The 15,356-nt window shown below is 65.3% G+C and carries 15 protein-coding genes; 7 read left to right on the top strand and 8 right to left on the bottom strand.

Going from position 1 to position 15,356, the window contains the following annotated elements:
• Positions 1-8 precede the first annotated feature (8 nt).
• Positions 9-875, top strand: a complete 867-nt coding sequence (locus tag FVF58_RS07170; protein ID WP_149669212.1) for an ABC transporter ATP-binding protein — start codon at positions 9-11, stop codon at positions 873-875.
• 14 nt (positions 876-889) lie between these two features.
• Positions 890-1,639 carry an ABC transporter ATP-binding protein gene (locus FVF58_RS07165; protein ID WP_223191135.1) on the top strand — a complete coding sequence of 250 codons (750 nt, stop codon included), beginning with the start codon at positions 890-892 and terminating at the stop codon, positions 1,637-1,639.
• 213 nt (positions 1,640-1,852) lie between these two features.
• On the opposite strand, the gene FVF58_RS07160 is transcribed toward FVF58_RS07165, so the two are convergent.
• The 8 genes from FVF58_RS07160 to FVF58_RS07125 form a co-directional block, all read right to left on the bottom strand.
• Entirely contained in the window at positions 1,853-2,053 is a 201-nt protein-coding gene (locus tag FVF58_RS07160; protein WP_149669210.1) for a CsbD family protein, read from the bottom strand.
• Positions 2,054-2,179: 126 nt separating this feature from the next.
• Positions 2,180-2,362 (bottom strand): CsbD family protein, encoded by a 183-nt coding sequence (locus FVF58_RS07155; protein ID WP_149669209.1) that lies wholly within the window; start codon positions 2,360-2,362, stop codon positions 2,180-2,182.
• A gap of 476 nt (positions 2,363-2,838) precedes the next feature.
• Positions 2,839-3,987, bottom strand: a complete 1,149-nt coding sequence (locus FVF58_RS07150; protein ID WP_149669208.1) for an enoyl-CoA hydratase/isomerase family protein — start codon at positions 3,985-3,987, stop codon at positions 2,839-2,841.
• Positions 3,984-4,829 (bottom strand): enoyl-CoA hydratase, encoded by an 846-nt coding sequence (locus FVF58_RS07145; RefSeq protein ID WP_149669482.1) that lies wholly within the window; start codon positions 4,827-4,829, stop codon positions 3,984-3,986. The genes FVF58_RS07150 and FVF58_RS07145 overlap by 4 nt, the downstream gene beginning before the upstream one ends.
• The gene (gene mmsB, locus FVF58_RS07140; protein WP_149669207.1) at positions 4,829-5,731 is read right to left on the bottom strand and encodes a 3-hydroxyisobutyrate dehydrogenase; all 903 of its coding nucleotides are present in this window, start codon (positions 5,729-5,731) and stop codon (positions 4,829-4,831) included. Before mmsB ends, FVF58_RS07145 begins: the two co-directional genes overlap by 1 nt.
• Positions 5,732-5,766: 35 nt before the next feature.
• Positions 5,767-7,308, bottom strand: coding sequence for a CoA-acylating methylmalonate-semialdehyde dehydrogenase (locus FVF58_RS07135; protein WP_149669206.1), 1,542 nt, complete (start codon positions 7,306-7,308; stop codon positions 5,767-5,769).
• Positions 7,309-7,385: 77 nt separating this feature from the next.
• Complete coding sequence (locus FVF58_RS07130) at positions 7,386-9,077, bottom strand: AMP-binding protein (RefSeq protein ID WP_149669205.1); 1,692 nt, start codon at positions 9,075-9,077, stop codon at positions 7,386-7,388.
• A 198-nt stretch (positions 9,078-9,275) separates the two neighbouring features.
• Positions 9,276-10,409 carry an acyl-CoA dehydrogenase family protein gene (locus FVF58_RS07125; protein ID WP_149669204.1) on the bottom strand — a complete coding sequence of 378 codons (1,134 nt, stop codon included), beginning with the start codon at positions 10,407-10,409 and terminating at the stop codon, positions 9,276-9,278.
• A 216-nt stretch (positions 10,410-10,625) separates the two neighbouring features.
• Here FVF58_RS07125 and FVF58_RS07120 point away from each other — a divergent pair, with 216 nt between their 5' ends.
• From FVF58_RS07120 to FVF58_RS07100, 5 genes are all read left to right on the top strand, one after another.
• The gene (locus FVF58_RS07120) at positions 10,626-11,663 is read left to right on the top strand and encodes an AraC family transcriptional regulator (protein WP_149669203.1); all 1,038 of its coding nucleotides are present in this window, start codon (positions 10,626-10,628) and stop codon (positions 11,661-11,663) included.
• Between the two features lie 83 nt (positions 11,664-11,746).
• Positions 11,747-13,351 (top strand): NfeD family protein, encoded by a 1,605-nt coding sequence (locus tag FVF58_RS07115; RefSeq protein ID WP_149669202.1) that lies wholly within the window; start codon positions 11,747-11,749, stop codon positions 13,349-13,351.
• Positions 13,348-14,121 carry a slipin family protein gene (locus FVF58_RS07110; RefSeq protein ID WP_149669201.1) on the top strand — a complete coding sequence of 258 codons (774 nt, stop codon included), beginning with the start codon at positions 13,348-13,350 and terminating at the stop codon, positions 14,119-14,121. The genes FVF58_RS07115 and FVF58_RS07110 overlap by 4 nt, the downstream gene beginning before the upstream one ends.
• A gap of 126 nt (positions 14,122-14,247) precedes the next feature.
• Complete coding sequence (locus FVF58_RS07105; RefSeq protein ID WP_149669200.1) at positions 14,248-14,508, top strand: DUF4148 domain-containing protein; 261 nt, start codon at positions 14,248-14,250, stop codon at positions 14,506-14,508.
• A gap of 327 nt (positions 14,509-14,835) precedes the next feature.
• Positions 14,836-15,333: a YaiI/YqxD family protein gene (locus FVF58_RS07100; RefSeq protein ID WP_149669199.1), complete on the top strand. Its 498-nt coding sequence runs from the start codon at positions 14,836-14,838 to the stop codon at positions 15,331-15,333.
• Positions 15,334-15,356 lie beyond the last annotated feature (23 nt).

Below are 15,356 nucleotides of genomic sequence, written 5' to 3'. Positions count from 1 at the left end.
GAAACCCGATGGACCAGCCAATTTCTAGTGCTCACACCGTGGACAACAAGATCGAAGTCGACGGCCTGCGCGTGAGTTTCACCAGCGAGAAAGGGACTTTCGACGCGGTGCGGGGCGTGTCGTTCACACTCGGGACGGAGAAACTCGCTATCGTCGGCGAATCGGGATCGGGGAAATCGACAATCGGGCGCACGCTACTGCGACTGCATCCGCGCTCCGCGAGAATCTCCGCGAACACACTGCGGTTCGAAGAAACCGACCTTCTCGCCGCGTCTGAAAAGACGATGCGTTCGATCCGCGGCCGACGCATGTCGATGATCCTGCAAGACCCGAAATTCGCGCTGAATCCAGTCAAGCGGATCGGACATCAGATCGCGGAAGCCTACTCCGCGCATCACCGTGCGACTGCGAAAGAGGCGCACGAGCGCGCGCTGGAGATGCTGGAGAAAGTTCGTATTCGCGACCCATTGAGAGCCTCGCGTCTCTACCCGCACGAAATCTCGGGGGGAATGGGCCAGCGCGTCATGATCGCGATGATGCTCATCCCGAAGCCCGAAGTGCTGATCGCGGACGAACCGACCTCGGCACTGGACATCTCCGTGAGGCTGCAGGTGCTGGACGTTCTGCATGAACTGGTGACTGAAAACAACCTCGGTCTGCTGTTCATCAGCCATGACCTGAATCTGGTGCGCGACTTCTGCGATCGGGTGCTGGTCATGTATGCGGGCCGAGTGGTCGAATCGATTGCAGCCGCAGAGCTCGATCATGCGACGCATCCTTATACGCGTGGTCTGCTGGATGCATTGCCGAGTATGGAACATCGGCGCGCGCGCCTTCCGCAGCTCGAACGTGATCCACGCTGGCTAACCGATTAGGAAAACCGATGGTTATGATCGATATCAGAAATCTCGAACTCACGTTCGGCTCAGGCACGTCGGCGAACGCTGTATTACGAGGTGTCAATCTTGGCGTGAATGAAGGTGAGGTGTTCGGACTGGTCGGCGAATCGGGATGCGGAAAAAGCACGATTCTGCGTTGTGTAGCGGGTTTGTACCAGGACTGGAACGGAGAGATCTCGCTGAATCGGGTCCGGATTGGCCGCAAGATCGATCGCGCGCGAAGCCGGCTGGTGCAGATGGTCTTTCAGGACCCGTTCGGATCACTGCACCCAAGACATACGATCGAAACAGCGCTCGGAGAACCGTTGAAAATTCACGGGCTCGATAGTATCGATACCCGCATCGACAAAGCACTGAGCAAGGTGGGCCTGAACGCATCCTTTCGCAAGCGTTATCCGCATCAGCTTTCCGGTGGCCAGCGACAGCGCGTCGCCATCGCCCGCGCCTTGGTGCTCGAGCCTCGTGTTCTGCTTCTGGACGAGCCGACCTCGGCGCTGGATGTCTCCGTTCAAGCGGAAATTCTGAATCTGCTTTCGGACTTGCGTCAGAAGGAAGGGCTGACCTACCTGCTCGTCACTCACGATCTCGGTGTGGTGGTGCATCTGTGCGATCGTGTGGCGGTCATGCTCAAAGGGGAAATTGTCGAGACGCGCGGCGCCAGTGATCTGCCTACAGCAGAACTTTCACATCCGTATTCGCGCATGCTTGTCGACGCTTCACGCAGGGTTTCACAAGTCTGATTTCGCAATCTTGAACCAGATATCTATTCCACACGGGCGTGTTTCCGCGAACTTTGAGACGTGCCTGGCCAGGCAGCGTTGCAATGGTTGAGCGTGAGAACATTCCCCACGCTGCTGGAGTCGATATATGGACTTTCCAACCCATCGCATTTTTCCAGGGGGGTCACCTCCAATCTGTGGACAGGAGCGGCTGTTCGCCTAATCGAAGGGTTCTCAACAGGCCGGGCACCCGCGGATCTGTATTAGTTGGCGAACGGCCATTGTGCACTTCGAAGCCGCCGCTGGGAGCAGGCGCGGGCCGACGGGCGGCTTAGGGGTCGGGATGGTGAGTTCGCCGGTCAGGTCGCCGACCGCGTCCTGCACCTTGCCAGCCGCTTCATTGAAGATACCGTCGAGCTGGTTTGAATTCGCCATGATTGTCCTTGAAGGGGTGAGCACGGTCGCGCCGGTGCTGGCTGGCGCTTCGTGCGCTTTCGCTTTGCATAATGCACATTGATGTTGATTGCCGCGACCATGCCGCGACTTTCGGCGCGCTGATCGCTACCTTTTCACGCGACCGCGCAGCGCATCGGCCGCCTCGCCGAGCTTCGCCTGCATTGTGCCGGCCAGCCTTTCAGCGGCCCCTTCGGCCTGCTTCACGCGATTGCCCGTGACCTTGCCCATCGCTTCCTTGACGGAGCCCTTCAACTGCTTCGCGGCACCTTCGATACGATTTTTGTCCATCACGCTTTCCTAAGACGGTTGAGTTTCAAACTGATGACGCCAGCGCCGCATGTACGCCATGCGTCGTTTCGTCGATCGCTTCGCTTCATGCGATCCGCTTTGGAACCACGCAAATGCTTAAGCACGCTTCGTTCCCGGCTGAAATTGCGCGGGCGTATCCATGTATCGGGCCGGATGATCTATTGGCAGGCAAGCCGGCACCGGCAAAGGACACGGATTCGCGCGGCGCTGTTGGCGAGACACTCGTTCCGCCCCGCAGCAATGACGCCAAATGCAAAAAAGGCGCGATTTCTCGCGCCTTTCTTGACGATGCCGCTAACGGGATTCTTCACATCATTTGCAGCAGGCAAGGGTTGAGCGGGAGCCGAGACCACCAGCGCGGGCCGTGCGGATGCGTGAACGCGACAGAAGTGCCGCATCTGAATACCGCGCCTGCCCGCCGTCAACGCGCGCGGCCGCGAACAACCCGCACCACCTCACCCCTGCTCCGCCGCCAACCCCGCCAGCGGATGCACCTCGCTCTTCCACGGCGAAGCCAGAAAATGCCTGACCCGTTCGGCCCGCACTTCCGCAAGCGTCGCGGGCGCCCAGCGCGCCTCGCGATCCTTATCGATCAACTGCGCCCGCACGCCTTCGCAGAAGTCGCCCTCCTCGATCACCCGTTTGACGATGCCCAGTTCCATCCTGAAGCATTCCGCCAACGTCATCTGCCGGCCGCGCAACAGCGCCTCGCGCGTGACGCACAGCATCGTCGGCGAGTGGCCGGTGATGGCGTCGTAAGTCGATTGCAGCCACTGCCTCACCTCGCGCGGCGGATCGCGCTCCAGGTCGTGCCGCAACGTCGCGGCGATCCTCTCGACGCTCGAACGCCGGTCGAAATGCCTGAGCATCAACTGCGTGAACGCCGCCAACGCCGCATGCGGGATGATGTTGCACGGCGGCTCGAACACGCCGCGCAAGGCGGCCATCAGATCGCCGTCGTGCGACATGCGCTGCAACCGTTCCTCGAAGCTCGCGAGCCATTCGGCCGGCACGCACAGATCGGCCAGTTGCAGACGCAACGCGTCGGCGCCGGACAATGTCGCGCCGGTCAGCCCGACATACAGCTCGACCTCGGCCGGCATCACACTGAGAAAACGCGTTGCGCCGACATCCGGCAGGAAGCCGATGCGCGTCTCCGGCATCGCGATCCTGCTGCGCTCCGTGACGATGCGCAGCCGCGCCGCCTGACCGAGCCCCATGCCGCCGCCCATCGCGATCCCGTCGAGCAGCGCGACCACCGGTTTCGGAAACGTATGCAGCGCGTAGTCGAGCCGGTACTCATCGACGAAGAATGCGAGCCAGCGGTGATCACCATTCTTCGCCAGCCGGTGCACTTCGCGCACGTCGCCGCCAGCGCAAAAACCCTTCGCTCCGGCGCCTTTCAGCACGAGCGCGACGATGCCGCTGTCGTGGCGGCAATGCTCGACCAGCACGGCGAGTTCGCGCACCATCGCGTGCGAGAGCGCGTTGAGCGCGGCCGGACGGTTCAGCGTGATGATCGCGACGCGGTTGACGACGCGAAACAGAATCTCGCGCTCCGCTTGCGTGTCCGTTTCGAGTGCGACGCTTTGCAAGGCGCTCATGAGCGGGCCTGCGTCGGGAAGTGGGCGGCGTGACCCATGGGAGCGGCCGCTTCCGTCGATTGAAGCTGCGCCGCCTGCCAGCGCGGCTTGCGCTTTTCGAGGAACGCATTGACCCCTTCGCGCTGATCCGCGCCGTCGAACAGATCGACGAAGCGTTCGCGTTCCACCGCCAGGGCCGCCGCGCGAGGCACGCCGTTGCGCGCCTGATGAATCAGTGTCTTGCTGAAGCCAACCGCCTGCGGGCTCAGACCCGCGACGCGCGCGGCCATGGTCAGCGCGGCATCGCGCGCCGCGCCCCGTTCCACCACCTCTTCGACCAGGCCGATGCGCAACGCGGTCGCCGCATCGACCCGCTCGCCGGTGAGAATGATGCGCTTGGCCCAGCCTTCGCCGACCAGCCATGGCAGCGTCTGCGTGCCGCACCCGCACGGCAGCAGGCCGACCGCGGTCTCGGGCAGCGCCAGCAACGCATGCGGTTCGGCGATGCGGATGTCGCACGCGAGCGCGCACTCCAGTCCGCCGCCCATCGCATAACCGTTGATCGCCGCGATCACCACCGGCCGCGCGTTCTGCAATGTCTCGAACGCCGCGCCAAAGCGCGCCGCCGCGGTGCGCGCGACTTCGCGATCGCCATCGGCGAACGTGTTCAGATCGGCGCCCGCGCTGAAGAACTTCGGCCCATCGCCGGTGATCACGATCGCCCGCACGCGCGGGTCGCCGTTCAGCAGTTCGACGCTGCGCTGCAATTGCAGCAAGCCCTCAGGTGTGAACGCATTCGCGGGCGGCCGCTTGAGCGTGAGCAGCGCGACCGCGCCGTCGTGTGCGTAGTCGAGTTCGATCATCACGCGTCGGCCTCCTTGGCCTCGTTACGATAAAGCTTGATGACCGCCGAAAAGTCCAGACGTCCCGCGCCTTTCGTGCTCATCGTCTGATAAAGCTGCTGCGCGAGCGCGCCGAGATAGACCGGTTGGCGTGCGGCGCGCGCGGCGTCGGTGGCGAGGCCGAGGTCCTTGAGCATCAGGTCGGTGCCGAAGCCGCCGGTGTAGCCGCGCGTCGACGGTGCGGTGTCGATCACGCCGGGCATCGGGTTATACGTGTCCGAACTCCAGCAGCGCCCGGTCGACGTATTGATGATGCCGCCCAGCACTTTCGCGTCGATACCGAGCGCCTCGCCGAGCGACATCGCCTCGGCCACGCCCGCCATCGTGATGCCGAGCACGAGGTTGTTGCAGATCTTCGCGACCTGGCCAGTGCCGGTGTCGCCGCAATGCACGATGTTCTTGCCCATCGCCGACAAGACCGGTTTGACCTGTTCAAACGCGCTCGCACTGCCGCCCACCATGAAGGTCAGCGTGCCCGCCGCCGCGCCGCCGGTGCCGCCCGATACCGGCGCATCGACGAAGCTGTTGCCGTGCTGCGCCGCGAGTTCGGCGAAGGCCTTCACGCTGGCGGGATCGATCGTGCTCGAATCGATGATCGTCACGCCCTTCGCGATACCCGCGAACACGCCGTCTTGCGCACTCAGCACGCTGCGCACGTGCGCGGCCGCAGGCAGCATCGTGATCACGCACTCCACGTCGGTCACGGCCGCTTTCGGCGAACCGGCCGCCTTCGCGCCCGCGTCGACGAGCCCCTGCACGGCTTGCGCGTTCAGATCGAATACATTGACCGCGTGGCCCGCTTTCAGCAGGTTGAGCGCCATCGGCGCGCCCATGTTGCCGAGTCCGATAAAGCCTATTTTCATGATGTCGTCTCCGTTTCTGCGCGCTCGGGTAGCGTTCAGCGCAGGCTGATAGTCGTGTTGACGCCGTCGTTGACCGTGTCGTCGTCGAACCAGCGAGCCGTGACCGTCTTGGTCTGCGTATAGAACTGCACGACCTGTTTGCCGTAGGGGCCGAGATCGCCGAGCTTCGAGCCGCGCGAGCCGGTGAAGCTGAAGAACGGCACCGGCACCGGAATCGGAATGTTGATGCCGACCTGGCCGATGTCGATCTCGCTCTGGAATTTGCGCGCCGCCGCGCCGCTCTGCGTGAAGAGGCCGACCCCGTTGCCGAACGGATTGCGATTGACGAGCGCGATCGCGTCGTCGAGCGTGGCCACGGTCAGTACTTGCAGCACGGGGCCAAAAATTTCGGTACGGTAGATTTCCATGTCGGTGGTGACGTCGGTGAAAATCGTCGGGCCGATGAAATTGCCCTGCTCGTAGCCGGGCACCTTCACGTCGCGGCCGTCAAGCGCGAGCGTGGCGCCTTCCTTAACGCCCGCTTCGATCAGGCCGAGAATGCGTTGCTTCGCCGCGCGTGAGACCACCGGGCCGACGTCGGTACCCGGCTCGTTGCCCGCGTTGACCTTGAGCGTCTTCGCCTTCGCGACGAGCTCGGGCAGCCATTGCTGCGCGGCGCCCACCAGCACCACCACCGAAGTCGCCATGCAGCGCTGCCCGGCCGCGCCGAAGCCCGCCCCGGCCAGCGCGTTCAGGGTCTGCTCGCGGTTCGCGTCGGGCAGGACCACCGCGTGATTCTTCGCGCCCATCATCGACTGCACGCGCTTGCCGTGCTCGCTGCCGAGGCGGTACACGTGCGTGCCGACCGCCGTCGAGCCGACGAACGAAACCGCCTTGACCAGCTCGTGCGTGCAGAGCGCGTCGACCACGTCCTTGCCGCCGTGCACCACGTTCAGCACGCCTTTCGGCACGCCGGCTTCGAGCGCGAGTTCGACCAGCTGCATCGTCGACAGCGGGTCCTGCTCCGACGGCTTGAGCACGAAGGTATTGCCGCAGACGATCGCCATCGGGAACATCCACAGCGGGATCATCGCGGGGAAGTTGAACGGCGTGATGCCGGCGCAGACGCCGAGCGGCTGGCGCAGCGTGTAGGTGTCCACGCCGCCCGCCACGTTCTCCGCGAATTCGCCCTGCTGCAACGTGCCGATCGAGCACGCGTGTTCGACCACTTCGAGTCCGCGGAAGATGTCGCCTTCGGCATCGGGAATCGTCTTGCCTTGCTCCGCGCTCAAGGTCTTCGCGATGCGCGGCATGTGCTCGCGGATCAACGCCTGGTACTTCAGCATGATGCGCATGCGCGCGCCGATCGGCGTGTCCTTCCAGGTCTTGAACGCGGCGTGCGCGCTGCGGATCGCTTCGTTGACTTCGTCGGCGGTGGCGAACGGCACGCGCGCCAGCACTTCCTGCGTGGCGGGATTGACGATGTCGCGCCATTCGCCGGTCTTCGATTCGACGAACTCGCCGTTGATCAGCAGCTTGACGGTGGCGATGGCATCGGCGGCATTGCGCCCGGCGTGGTTCGAAGCAATTGCGCTCATGCTGAAACTCCTGTGCGTGGGCCGCGCGGCGGCCTGAGAATCATGGTGACAACGGGGATGGGGGCGAACAAAAATAATCAACGCAGCTCCGGAAAATCCTCTTCCCAATACTCGTCCGGCAGACGCGCGGGCTCGGCTGCACGCTCCATTTCGCGGCGCCGCAATTCGACGCGGCGAATCTTGCCGGAGATGGTTTTTGGCAACTCGCTAAATTGCAGACGGCGAATCCGCTTGTACGGCGCGAGCTTTTCGCGCGAGAACGCGAACACGGCGCGCGCGAGCTCGGGTCCGGCCTGGAAGCCATGGCGCACGGTGACGAACGCCTTGGGCACCGACAGACGGAGCGCGTCGGCGCTCGGCACCACGGCGGCTTCGCCGATCGCCTCGTGTTCGATCAGCACGCTTTCGAGTTCGAACGGACTCAACCGGTAATCGGACGATTTGAAGACGTCGTCGGCGCGCCCGACATACACGTAGTAGCCGTCATCGCGCCGCATGGCGACATCGGAGGTGCGGTAGAAACCGTTGCGCATCGCTTGCGCCGTCGCGTTGGCGTTGTTCGCGTAGCCGGTCATCAAACCGAGCGGACGCTCGGCGAGCGGCAGCGCGATTTCACCTTCGGTCATGAGTTGATCGTCGGCGTCGAGCAGTTCGATCCGGTAGCCCGGCATCGGGCGCCCCATCGAACCGGCGACGACCGGCTGTCCCGGCGAGTTGCCGATCTGGCAGGTGGTCTCGGTCTGGCCGAAGCCGTCGCGAATCGTGATGCCCCACGCGTGCCTGACGCGTTCGATGATCTCCGGATTCAACGGCTCGCCCGCGCCGACGATCTCACGCAGTTTGACCGGATAGTCCGCGAGCGGCTCCTGCACGAGCATGCGCCACACGGTCGGCGGCGCGCACAGCGTGGTGACGTTGAAACGCACCAGCGCGTTCAGCGTGTCTTTCGGCACGAACCGCGCGAAGTTGAACACGAACACACAGGCCTGCGCGTTCCACGGCGCGAAGAAGCAGCTCCACGCGTGCTTGGCCCAGCCCGGTGAGCTAATGTTCCAATGGATGTCGTTCGGTTGCAGCCCGATCCAGTACATCGTGGACAGATGGCCGACCGGATAGCTCTGATGCGTGTGCTCGACGAGCTTCGGCTTCGATGTGGTGCCCGACGTGAAGTACAGCAGCAGCGTGTCGGTGGCGCGCGTGATGCCGTCAGGCGTGAATTGCGGCGACGCGTCGTAGGCGGCGGCCAGATCGATCCAGCCGTCGCGCGGCGCGCCTACCGAGAAGCGCGTGAGCGGCACGTCGAGCGCATCGAACTTGGCCAGCTCCGCACTGTCGACCACGGCGAACTTCGCGCCGCCGATCTGCACACGGTCGCGCACGTCGTCGGCGGAAAGCTGGGTGGTGGCGGGCAGCACGATCGCGCCGAGCTTCATCGCCGCCAGCATCACGTCCCACAGTTCGACGCGGTTCGGCAGCATCAGGAGCACATGGTCGCCGCGGCCCACGCCCGATGCGCGCAGAAAGTTCGCCATGCGCGCCGAGCGTTCGGACATCTGCGCGTACGACAAACGCAGGCCGTCGCTGGCGGGATCGTCGACGATCCACAGTGCGGGGTTGTGGTTCTCGCGTGCGATCACGTCGAAATAGTCGAGCGCCCAGTTGAACTCGCCCAGCTGCGGCCACGTGAATTCGCGGTATGCGCGGTCGTAGTCGGTGCGATGGCGCAATAACAGATCGCGCGCGTCGAAAAAGCCTTTCGCTGCAGTCATCGTCGTCTCCTGTCGGGGGGCGCTTTAGCGCCTTACTCTGGTCCCATGCACAGCTGACGGCCAGAGTTGGCGAGGTAAGCGCTTTGCTTTTTTGTTCCGCTGATGCTTCGCCTTGTCCTGCTGCCCGCGTTCCGCCTATGTTTCTCACGGGCCCGCCGGGCAAACTATTTTGCGCTCAAACGCCGGTCCATTTCGCGCTCAAACATGACGGGCAATCACCATCCGTTGCACCTCGCTGGTTCCTTCGTAGATCTGCGTGATGCGCGCGTCACGGTAGTGGCGCTCCACCGCGTAGTCCTCCAGATACCCATAGCCGCCGTGAATCTGGATCGCGTTCGAGCAGACTTCCTCGGCCAGTTCCGACGCGAACAGCTTCGCCTGCGAGGCCTCCGACAAGCACGGCCGCCCCGCCGAACGCAGCCGCGCCGCGTGATGCACGAGCAGGCGCGCGGCGTTCAGGCGCGTGGCCATGTCGGCGAGCATGTTGGCGATGGTCTGATGGTCCTTGAGCGCCTTGCCGAACTGCACGCGCTCGTTCGCATAGCGGCGCGCGGCATCGAACGCGGCCCGCGCGATGCCGACCGCCTGCGCGGCGATGCCGATGCGCCCGCCTTCGAGATTCGACAGCGCGATGCGCAAACCCTCGCCCGGTTCGCCGAGCAGATTGGCTTCGGGCACCGCGCAGTCGTCGAGTGAAATCGGGCAGGTGTCGGACGCGCGAATGCCCAGCTTGTGCTCCGGCTTGCCGACGTTGAAGCCCGGCGTGCTGGTCGGCACGATGAACGCGGACAGGCCCCGCTTGCCGCGCTCCGGATCGGTGACCGCGAAGACGATCGCGAGATCGGCGCGCGCGCCGTTGGTGACGAACTGCTTGCTGCCGTTGAGAATCCAGTGGCCGTCGCGCAGCACCGCGCGCGAGCGCAGATTGTTCGCCTCGGAGCCGGCCTGCGGCTCGGTCAGGCAGAACGCGCCGATGCGCCGACCGGTGGCAAGGTCGTGCAAATAGCGGTCTTTTTGCGCGGCGCTGCCGAAGTTGAGGATCGGCCCGCAGCCGACCGAGTTGTGCACGCTCATCAGCGTCGCGCACGCGGCGCAGCCGGCGGCGATCTCTTCGAGCGCGAGCGCATAGGCGACGTAGTCGGTGTACGAGCCGCCCCACTCCGCCGGCACGATCATGCCGAGAAAGCCGAGTTCGCCCATCTGCGTGACGACGTCGGCGGGCAGTTGCGCGTCGCGGTCCCATTGCGCCGCGTGCGGCGCGAGCCGTTCGGTGGCGAAGTCGCGCGCGGCGTCGCGGATCATCCGTTGCTCGTCGGTGTAGAAGCTGTCCATGGGCTGGGTCCTGTGCTGTGCGTCGGATCGCGGCGATCGGTTGATGCCAAGTGTAGGCAAGCCACTGGACAGGTTCGATGCTCGGCCCGATCATTCTGCCTGAGCGCATTTGCCATACGCCTGCCATGGAACACCAAATAGAACCGCCATTTCAAAGGCTTGGCGAATTACCCCAGGGAATATGCTGAGCGCTTTTGCCAGATCAACCGGACCTATATGAAAACCGACAAGGGCACGATTTCCGTCAGCATGGTCGAGGAGACCCTGGCGCTCGCCCGCGCGCGCGGCCTGGATGCGCTGCCGCTCGCCGAAGCCGCGGGCATCGCGGCGCCGATGCTGGGCTCGCCGAAGGGCCGGGTGTCCTCGGCGCAATACGGCGCGCTGTGGGCCGGCATTGCGCGCGCGCTGGACGACGAGTTCTTCGGCCAGGACTCGCATCGCATGAAAAGCGGCAGCTTCATCGCGATGACGCAAACGGCGCTGACCGCGCGCAACGGCGCGCAGGCGCTCGCGCGCGCGGTCGGCTTCATGCGCCTCGTGCTCGACGACCTCGGCGCGCAGATCGACACCAGCGCGCAGCGCGTGCGGCTCAGATTCGTCGAACGCGAAGGCGCGCCTGCGCCGGCCATGTTCGCCTACGCGACCTGGTTCATCCTCGTGTACGGTCTGCTGTGCTGGCTGGTCGGGCGACGCATACCGTTGCTCGAAGCGCGCTTTCGCTGCGCCGAGCCGCCCGCCGCGCATGAGTACCGGCTGATGTTCTGCGACCACATGACGTTCGATCAGCCCGAGTCGTATGTCGATCTTGCGCCGGCCTTTCTCGATCTGCCGGTGATCCAGACGACCAAGTCGGTCAAGCCGTTCCTGCGCGATGCGCCCGGCAGCTTCATCGTCAAGTATCGCAATGCGGGCTCGCTCGCGGCGCGCGTGCGCAAGACGCTGCGCGCGCTGCCGATGTCCGGTTGGCCCGCCGCCGATCAGATGGCCGCCCGCCTGCACGTCGCCGAAGCGACGATGCGGCGGCGTTTGAAACAGGAAGGCTATACGTACCAGTCGATCAAGGACGACCTGCGGCGCGACATCGCGATCGGCGAATTGCAGGGCACCGATCGCACGATCGCCGACATCGCGACGGCCGTGGGCTTTGCGGAGCCGAGCGCGTTTCATCGCGCGTTTCGCAAGTGGACCGGCATGCGGCCAACCGACTACCGGCCGGCGCGTGCGGATTTCACGCATCGCGCGGAATCGGACTAAGCTGTAAGCGGCAGGCCAGCCTTCTCCAGGATATCGGCCCGCGCTGGCCGATACCTGTCGGCTGGGCGCGGCAGCCGTCAGCGATGAGCACGTATCCACGTCTCCCGTTCCGGCAGTCTGGTTCGCGCACGCCGCTTATCCGCGGCGGCGTCGTGGGCCGGTTGATGCGCGGCATCGCCGCGCTGGGCGTGCTTTTGGCGTTCGGGTTCGCGTCGTGCGAATGGACGCCGCCGCTGTATGCCGCGGTGGTGCGCAATAGCGTCGTGGTGATTCCGGTGAACGGCGCGATCGGTCCGGGCAGCGCGGACTTCATTGTGCGCAGCCTGCAACGCGCGGCCGATGGCCACGCGCAACTCGCGGTGCTGCAACTCGACACCCCCGGCGGCCTGGATACGTCGATGCGGCAGATCATCAAGGCGATACTCGGCTCGCCGGTACCGGTCGCCACCTTCATCGCGCCGAGCGGCGCACGCGCGGCGAGCGCCGGTACGTACATCATCTACGCCAGCCATATCGCGGCGATGGCGCCGGGCACCAATCTCGGCGCGGCGACACCGGTGCAGATGGGGATCGGCGGGGGCGAGCCGCCCGCAGGTGGCGGGGCACCGGGGTTGCCGGGCGCCCCCGCGGGTACCCATGGGTTGCCGGGTGCCGGTACTGGTGCACCGAACCCGTCGGCATCCGCATCCAACGCATCCGGCGCATCCGCAAGCGAGCCCGCCAACGCCCTGCCGCTCGACACCCAATCGACCGAACTGCGCAAGCAGGTCCAGGACGCGGCCGCCTACATCCACGGCCTCGCGCAGATGCGCGGGCGCAATGCCGGCTGGGCCGATCGCGCGGTGCGCGAAGCCGTCAGTCTGTCGGCGGAAGACGCGCTCGCGCAGCACGTGGTCGACCTGGTCGCGCGCGACGTACCCGACCTGCTGCGCCAGGTCGACGGCCGCACGTTCGCGACGAGCAGCGGCAACGTCACGCTGCACACCGCGCACGCGCCGCTCGTCACGCTCGAAGCCGACTGGCGCAGCCGTTTCCTCACCGTCATCACCGATCCCAGCGTCGCGCTGGTGCTGCTGATGCTGGGCATGTACGGCCTGTTCTTCGAATTCGCCAATCCGGGCTTCGTGCTGCCCGGCGTGGTCGGCGCGATCAGCCTGTTGTTGGGCCTGTTCGCGATGCAGATGCTGCCAGTCAGCTACGTCGGCCTCGGGCTGATCTTTCTCGGCATCGCCTTCCTGATCGGCGAGGCGTTCCTGCCGACCTTCGGCTCGCTCGGCTTCGGCGGCGTGGTCGCGTTCGTCATCGGCGCATTGATGCTGATGGACACCGACGTGCCCGGCTACGGTATCCCGCTGTCGCTGATCGCCGCCGTCGTCGTGTTCAGCGTGGTGTTCGTGCTCGGGGTGTCGAGGCTCGCGTTGCGCGCGCGGCGCCGGCCCGTGGTGACCGGCTCGGAAGGGTTGATCGGCAGCATCGGCGTAGTGCTCGACGGCGGTCTCGCGCCTGAGCACGCGACGCCAGGAGGCGCCCCGGAAGGCTGGGCGCGCGTGCAGGGCGAGCGCTGGCGGGTGTCCAGCGCGGCGCCGGTCGCGGCCGGCCAGCCGGTGCGCGTGACGGCGCGGCTCGGACTGACGCTGACCGTGGTGCCCGTTGCGGCCGGCGAGGCCATACAAGGAGAACGCTCATGATCGGTTTCACATTCGGCTTCAGCAGCATTCTGATTCTGCTGGCGGCCGCGCTGATTGCTTCGTCGGTGCGGATTTTTCGGGAGTACGAACGTGGCGTCGTGTTCATGCTCGGGCGCTTCTGGAAGGTCAAGGGCCCCGGCCTCGTGCTCATCATCCCGGTCGTGCAGCAGGCGGTACGGATGGATCTGCGCACTGTCGTGTTCGACGTGCCGCCGCAGGACGTGATCACGCGCGACAACGTGTCGGTGAAGGTCAACGCGGTGGTGTACTTCCGCGTGGTCGATCCGGAGAAAGCGGTGATCCAGGTGGCGCGCTACTTCGAAGCGACCAGCCAGCTTTCGCAGACGACGCTGCGCGCGGTGCTAGGCAAGCACGAGCTCGACGAACTGCTGGCCGAGCGCGAGCAGCTGAACGCCGACATCCAGAAAGTGCTCGATGCGCAGACCGACGCGTGGGGCATCAAGGTATCGATCGTCGAGATCAAGCACGTGGACATCAATGAAACGATGATCCGCGCGATTGCGCGCCAGGCCGAGGCCGAGCGCGAGCGGCGCGCCAAGGTGATTCACGCGGAGGGCGAACTGCAGGCCTCGCAGCATCTGCTGGAAGCGGCGCAAACGCTCTCCAGGCAGCCGCAGGCGATGCAGTTGCGCTACCTGCAAACCCTCACGACGATCGCCGCCGACAAGAATTCGACGATCGTGTTTCCGCTGCCGATCGACCTGCTGAACACAGTGCTGGATCGCCTCGGCAAACCGGCGTCCCCGTGAACCCGCCGGGCTTGCGCGCTTTGAGCCGCAAAATGAAATGGTGCATTGCCTGCCATCGCCTTACTCGAAATGGAACTGAAAACTAGAATTCCGGCGTTGCGTTTAACCGCTCCATAGGAGCTCATCATGAAAATGTTTTCTCAAGTTGGACTCGGCGTGCTGCTGGCAGCCGTGACGGTCAGTACCGCGTTCGCGCAGCCCCAGGCGCGGCCTTACGACCCGTCGGCGCCGAAAACGCGTGCGCAGGTCAGAGCCGATCTGATCGAGTGGCGCGCCGCCGGCTACGATCCGCTCGACTGGATCAACTACCCGGAAAATGCGCAGCAGGCGGGCCGCATCGTCGCGGCGCGGCGTGCGCAGCAGGCGGGCGGAACGATGACCCAGTAACGCGCGCCGCTATTCGCGGCGTGCTGCCGGGCTGCACGTGACCGCAATGGTCGCGGGTGAAAGCGGTCCGGCATGCCGTTCGGGCTGTTCGCGGTCTGCGTTTGGTCGGCAGGCCCGGGGTTGGTGTGTACTTGTGAGGGTTCAACTCCGCCGCTGGTTGCTGCTGCTTCATCGCTTGCCCGTGCTTTTCGCCGCATTCGCCGCCTGCCGGCGCCCCTTCGCGGCTGCCCCTGCATCCTCCCTCCGAATCCCCTTGCGCCATCCCCCCACGCGCAGGCAAGGTATCATCTCGCCCCTTCGACACTCCCCGCTGCCGGAATCCGAACGATGCCAATCTGGGTTGATGCCGACGCCTGTCCCGTCGTGATCAAGGACATGCTGTACCGCGCCGCACGCCGCACCGGCATGCCGCTGACGCTGGTCGCCAACGCGTTTCTGCGCGTGCCGCCGTCGCCGCTGATTCGCGCGATCCAGGTGCCGGCCGGCTTCGACGCCGCCGACGACCTGATCGCCGAACGCGTCGTCGCCGGCGACCTCGTGATCACCGCCGACATCCCCCTTGCCGCCGCCGTGCTCGCGAAAAACGCGCAGGCGCTCGACCCGCGCGGCAACTGGTACACGCCGGGCACGATCGAGGAACGGCTGCGCATGCGCTCGATGCTCGACCAGTTGCGCAGCAGCGGCGTCGACACGGGCGGCCCGGCCGCCTTCAGTCAGCGCGACAGCAAGAGCTTCGCGGGCGAGCTGGATCGCTGGCTGGCGCGCCAGCCGCCGCGTTCTGATGCGCCGGCGCCACACTCTCCGGACGAACCTGCCGCGCCATAAGCCTTTACACGCCGGTTCCGGCA

Source organism: Paraburkholderia panacisoli (genome assembly GCF_008369935.1).
In the GTDB taxonomy this organism is placed as follows: domain Bacteria; phylum Pseudomonadota; class Gammaproteobacteria; order Burkholderiales; family Burkholderiaceae; genus Paraburkholderia; species Paraburkholderia panacisoli.
The sequence above is the reverse complement of the archived record's forward strand: the minus strand, read 5'-3'. Positions and strand labels throughout refer to the sequence as shown.

Bases quoted from the DNA above. Each gene is read 5' to 3' on its own strand.
- FVF58_RS07170 (WP_149669212.1), top strand. From the start codon at position 9: ATGGACCAGCCAATTTCTAGTGCTCACACCGTGGACAACAAGATCGAA.
- FVF58_RS07165 (WP_223191135.1), top strand. From the start codon at position 890: ATGATCGATATCAGAAATCTCGAACTCACGTTCGGCTCAGGCACGTCG.
- FVF58_RS07160 (WP_149669210.1), bottom strand. From the start codon at position 2,053: ATGGCGAATTCAAACCAGCTCGACGGTATCTTCAATGAAGCGGCTGGC.
- FVF58_RS07155 (WP_149669209.1), bottom strand. From the start codon at position 2,362: ATGGACAAAAATCGTATCGAAGGTGCCGCGAAGCAGTTGAAGGGCTCC.
- FVF58_RS07150 (WP_149669208.1), bottom strand. From the start codon at position 3,987: ATGAGCGCCTTGCAAAGCGTCGCACTCGAAACGGACACGCAAGCGGAG.
- FVF58_RS07145 (WP_149669482.1), bottom strand. From the start codon at position 4,829: ATGATCGAACTCGACTACGCACACGACGGCGCGGTCGCGCTGCTCACG.
- mmsB (WP_149669207.1), bottom strand. From the start codon at position 5,731: ATGAAAATAGGCTTTATCGGACTCGGCAACATGGGCGCGCCGATGGCG.
- FVF58_RS07135 (WP_149669206.1), bottom strand. From the start codon at position 7,308: ATGAGCGCAATTGCTTCGAACCACGCCGGGCGCAATGCCGCCGATGCC.
- FVF58_RS07130 (WP_149669205.1), bottom strand. From the start codon at position 9,077: ATGACTGCAGCGAAAGGCTTTTTCGACGCGCGCGATCTGTTATTGCGC.
- FVF58_RS07125 (WP_149669204.1), bottom strand. From the start codon at position 10,409: ATGGACAGCTTCTACACCGACGAGCAACGGATGATCCGCGACGCCGCG.
- FVF58_RS07120 (WP_149669203.1), top strand. From the start codon at position 10,626: ATGAAAACCGACAAGGGCACGATTTCCGTCAGCATGGTCGAGGAGACC.
- FVF58_RS07115 (WP_149669202.1), top strand. From the start codon at position 11,747: ATGAGCACGTATCCACGTCTCCCGTTCCGGCAGTCTGGTTCGCGCACG.
- FVF58_RS07110 (WP_149669201.1), top strand. From the start codon at position 13,348: ATGATCGGTTTCACATTCGGCTTCAGCAGCATTCTGATTCTGCTGGCG.
- FVF58_RS07105 (WP_149669200.1), top strand. From the start codon at position 14,248: ATGAAAATGTTTTCTCAAGTTGGACTCGGCGTGCTGCTGGCAGCCGTG.
- FVF58_RS07100 (WP_149669199.1), top strand. From the start codon at position 14,836: ATGCCAATCTGGGTTGATGCCGACGCCTGTCCCGTCGTGATCAAGGAC.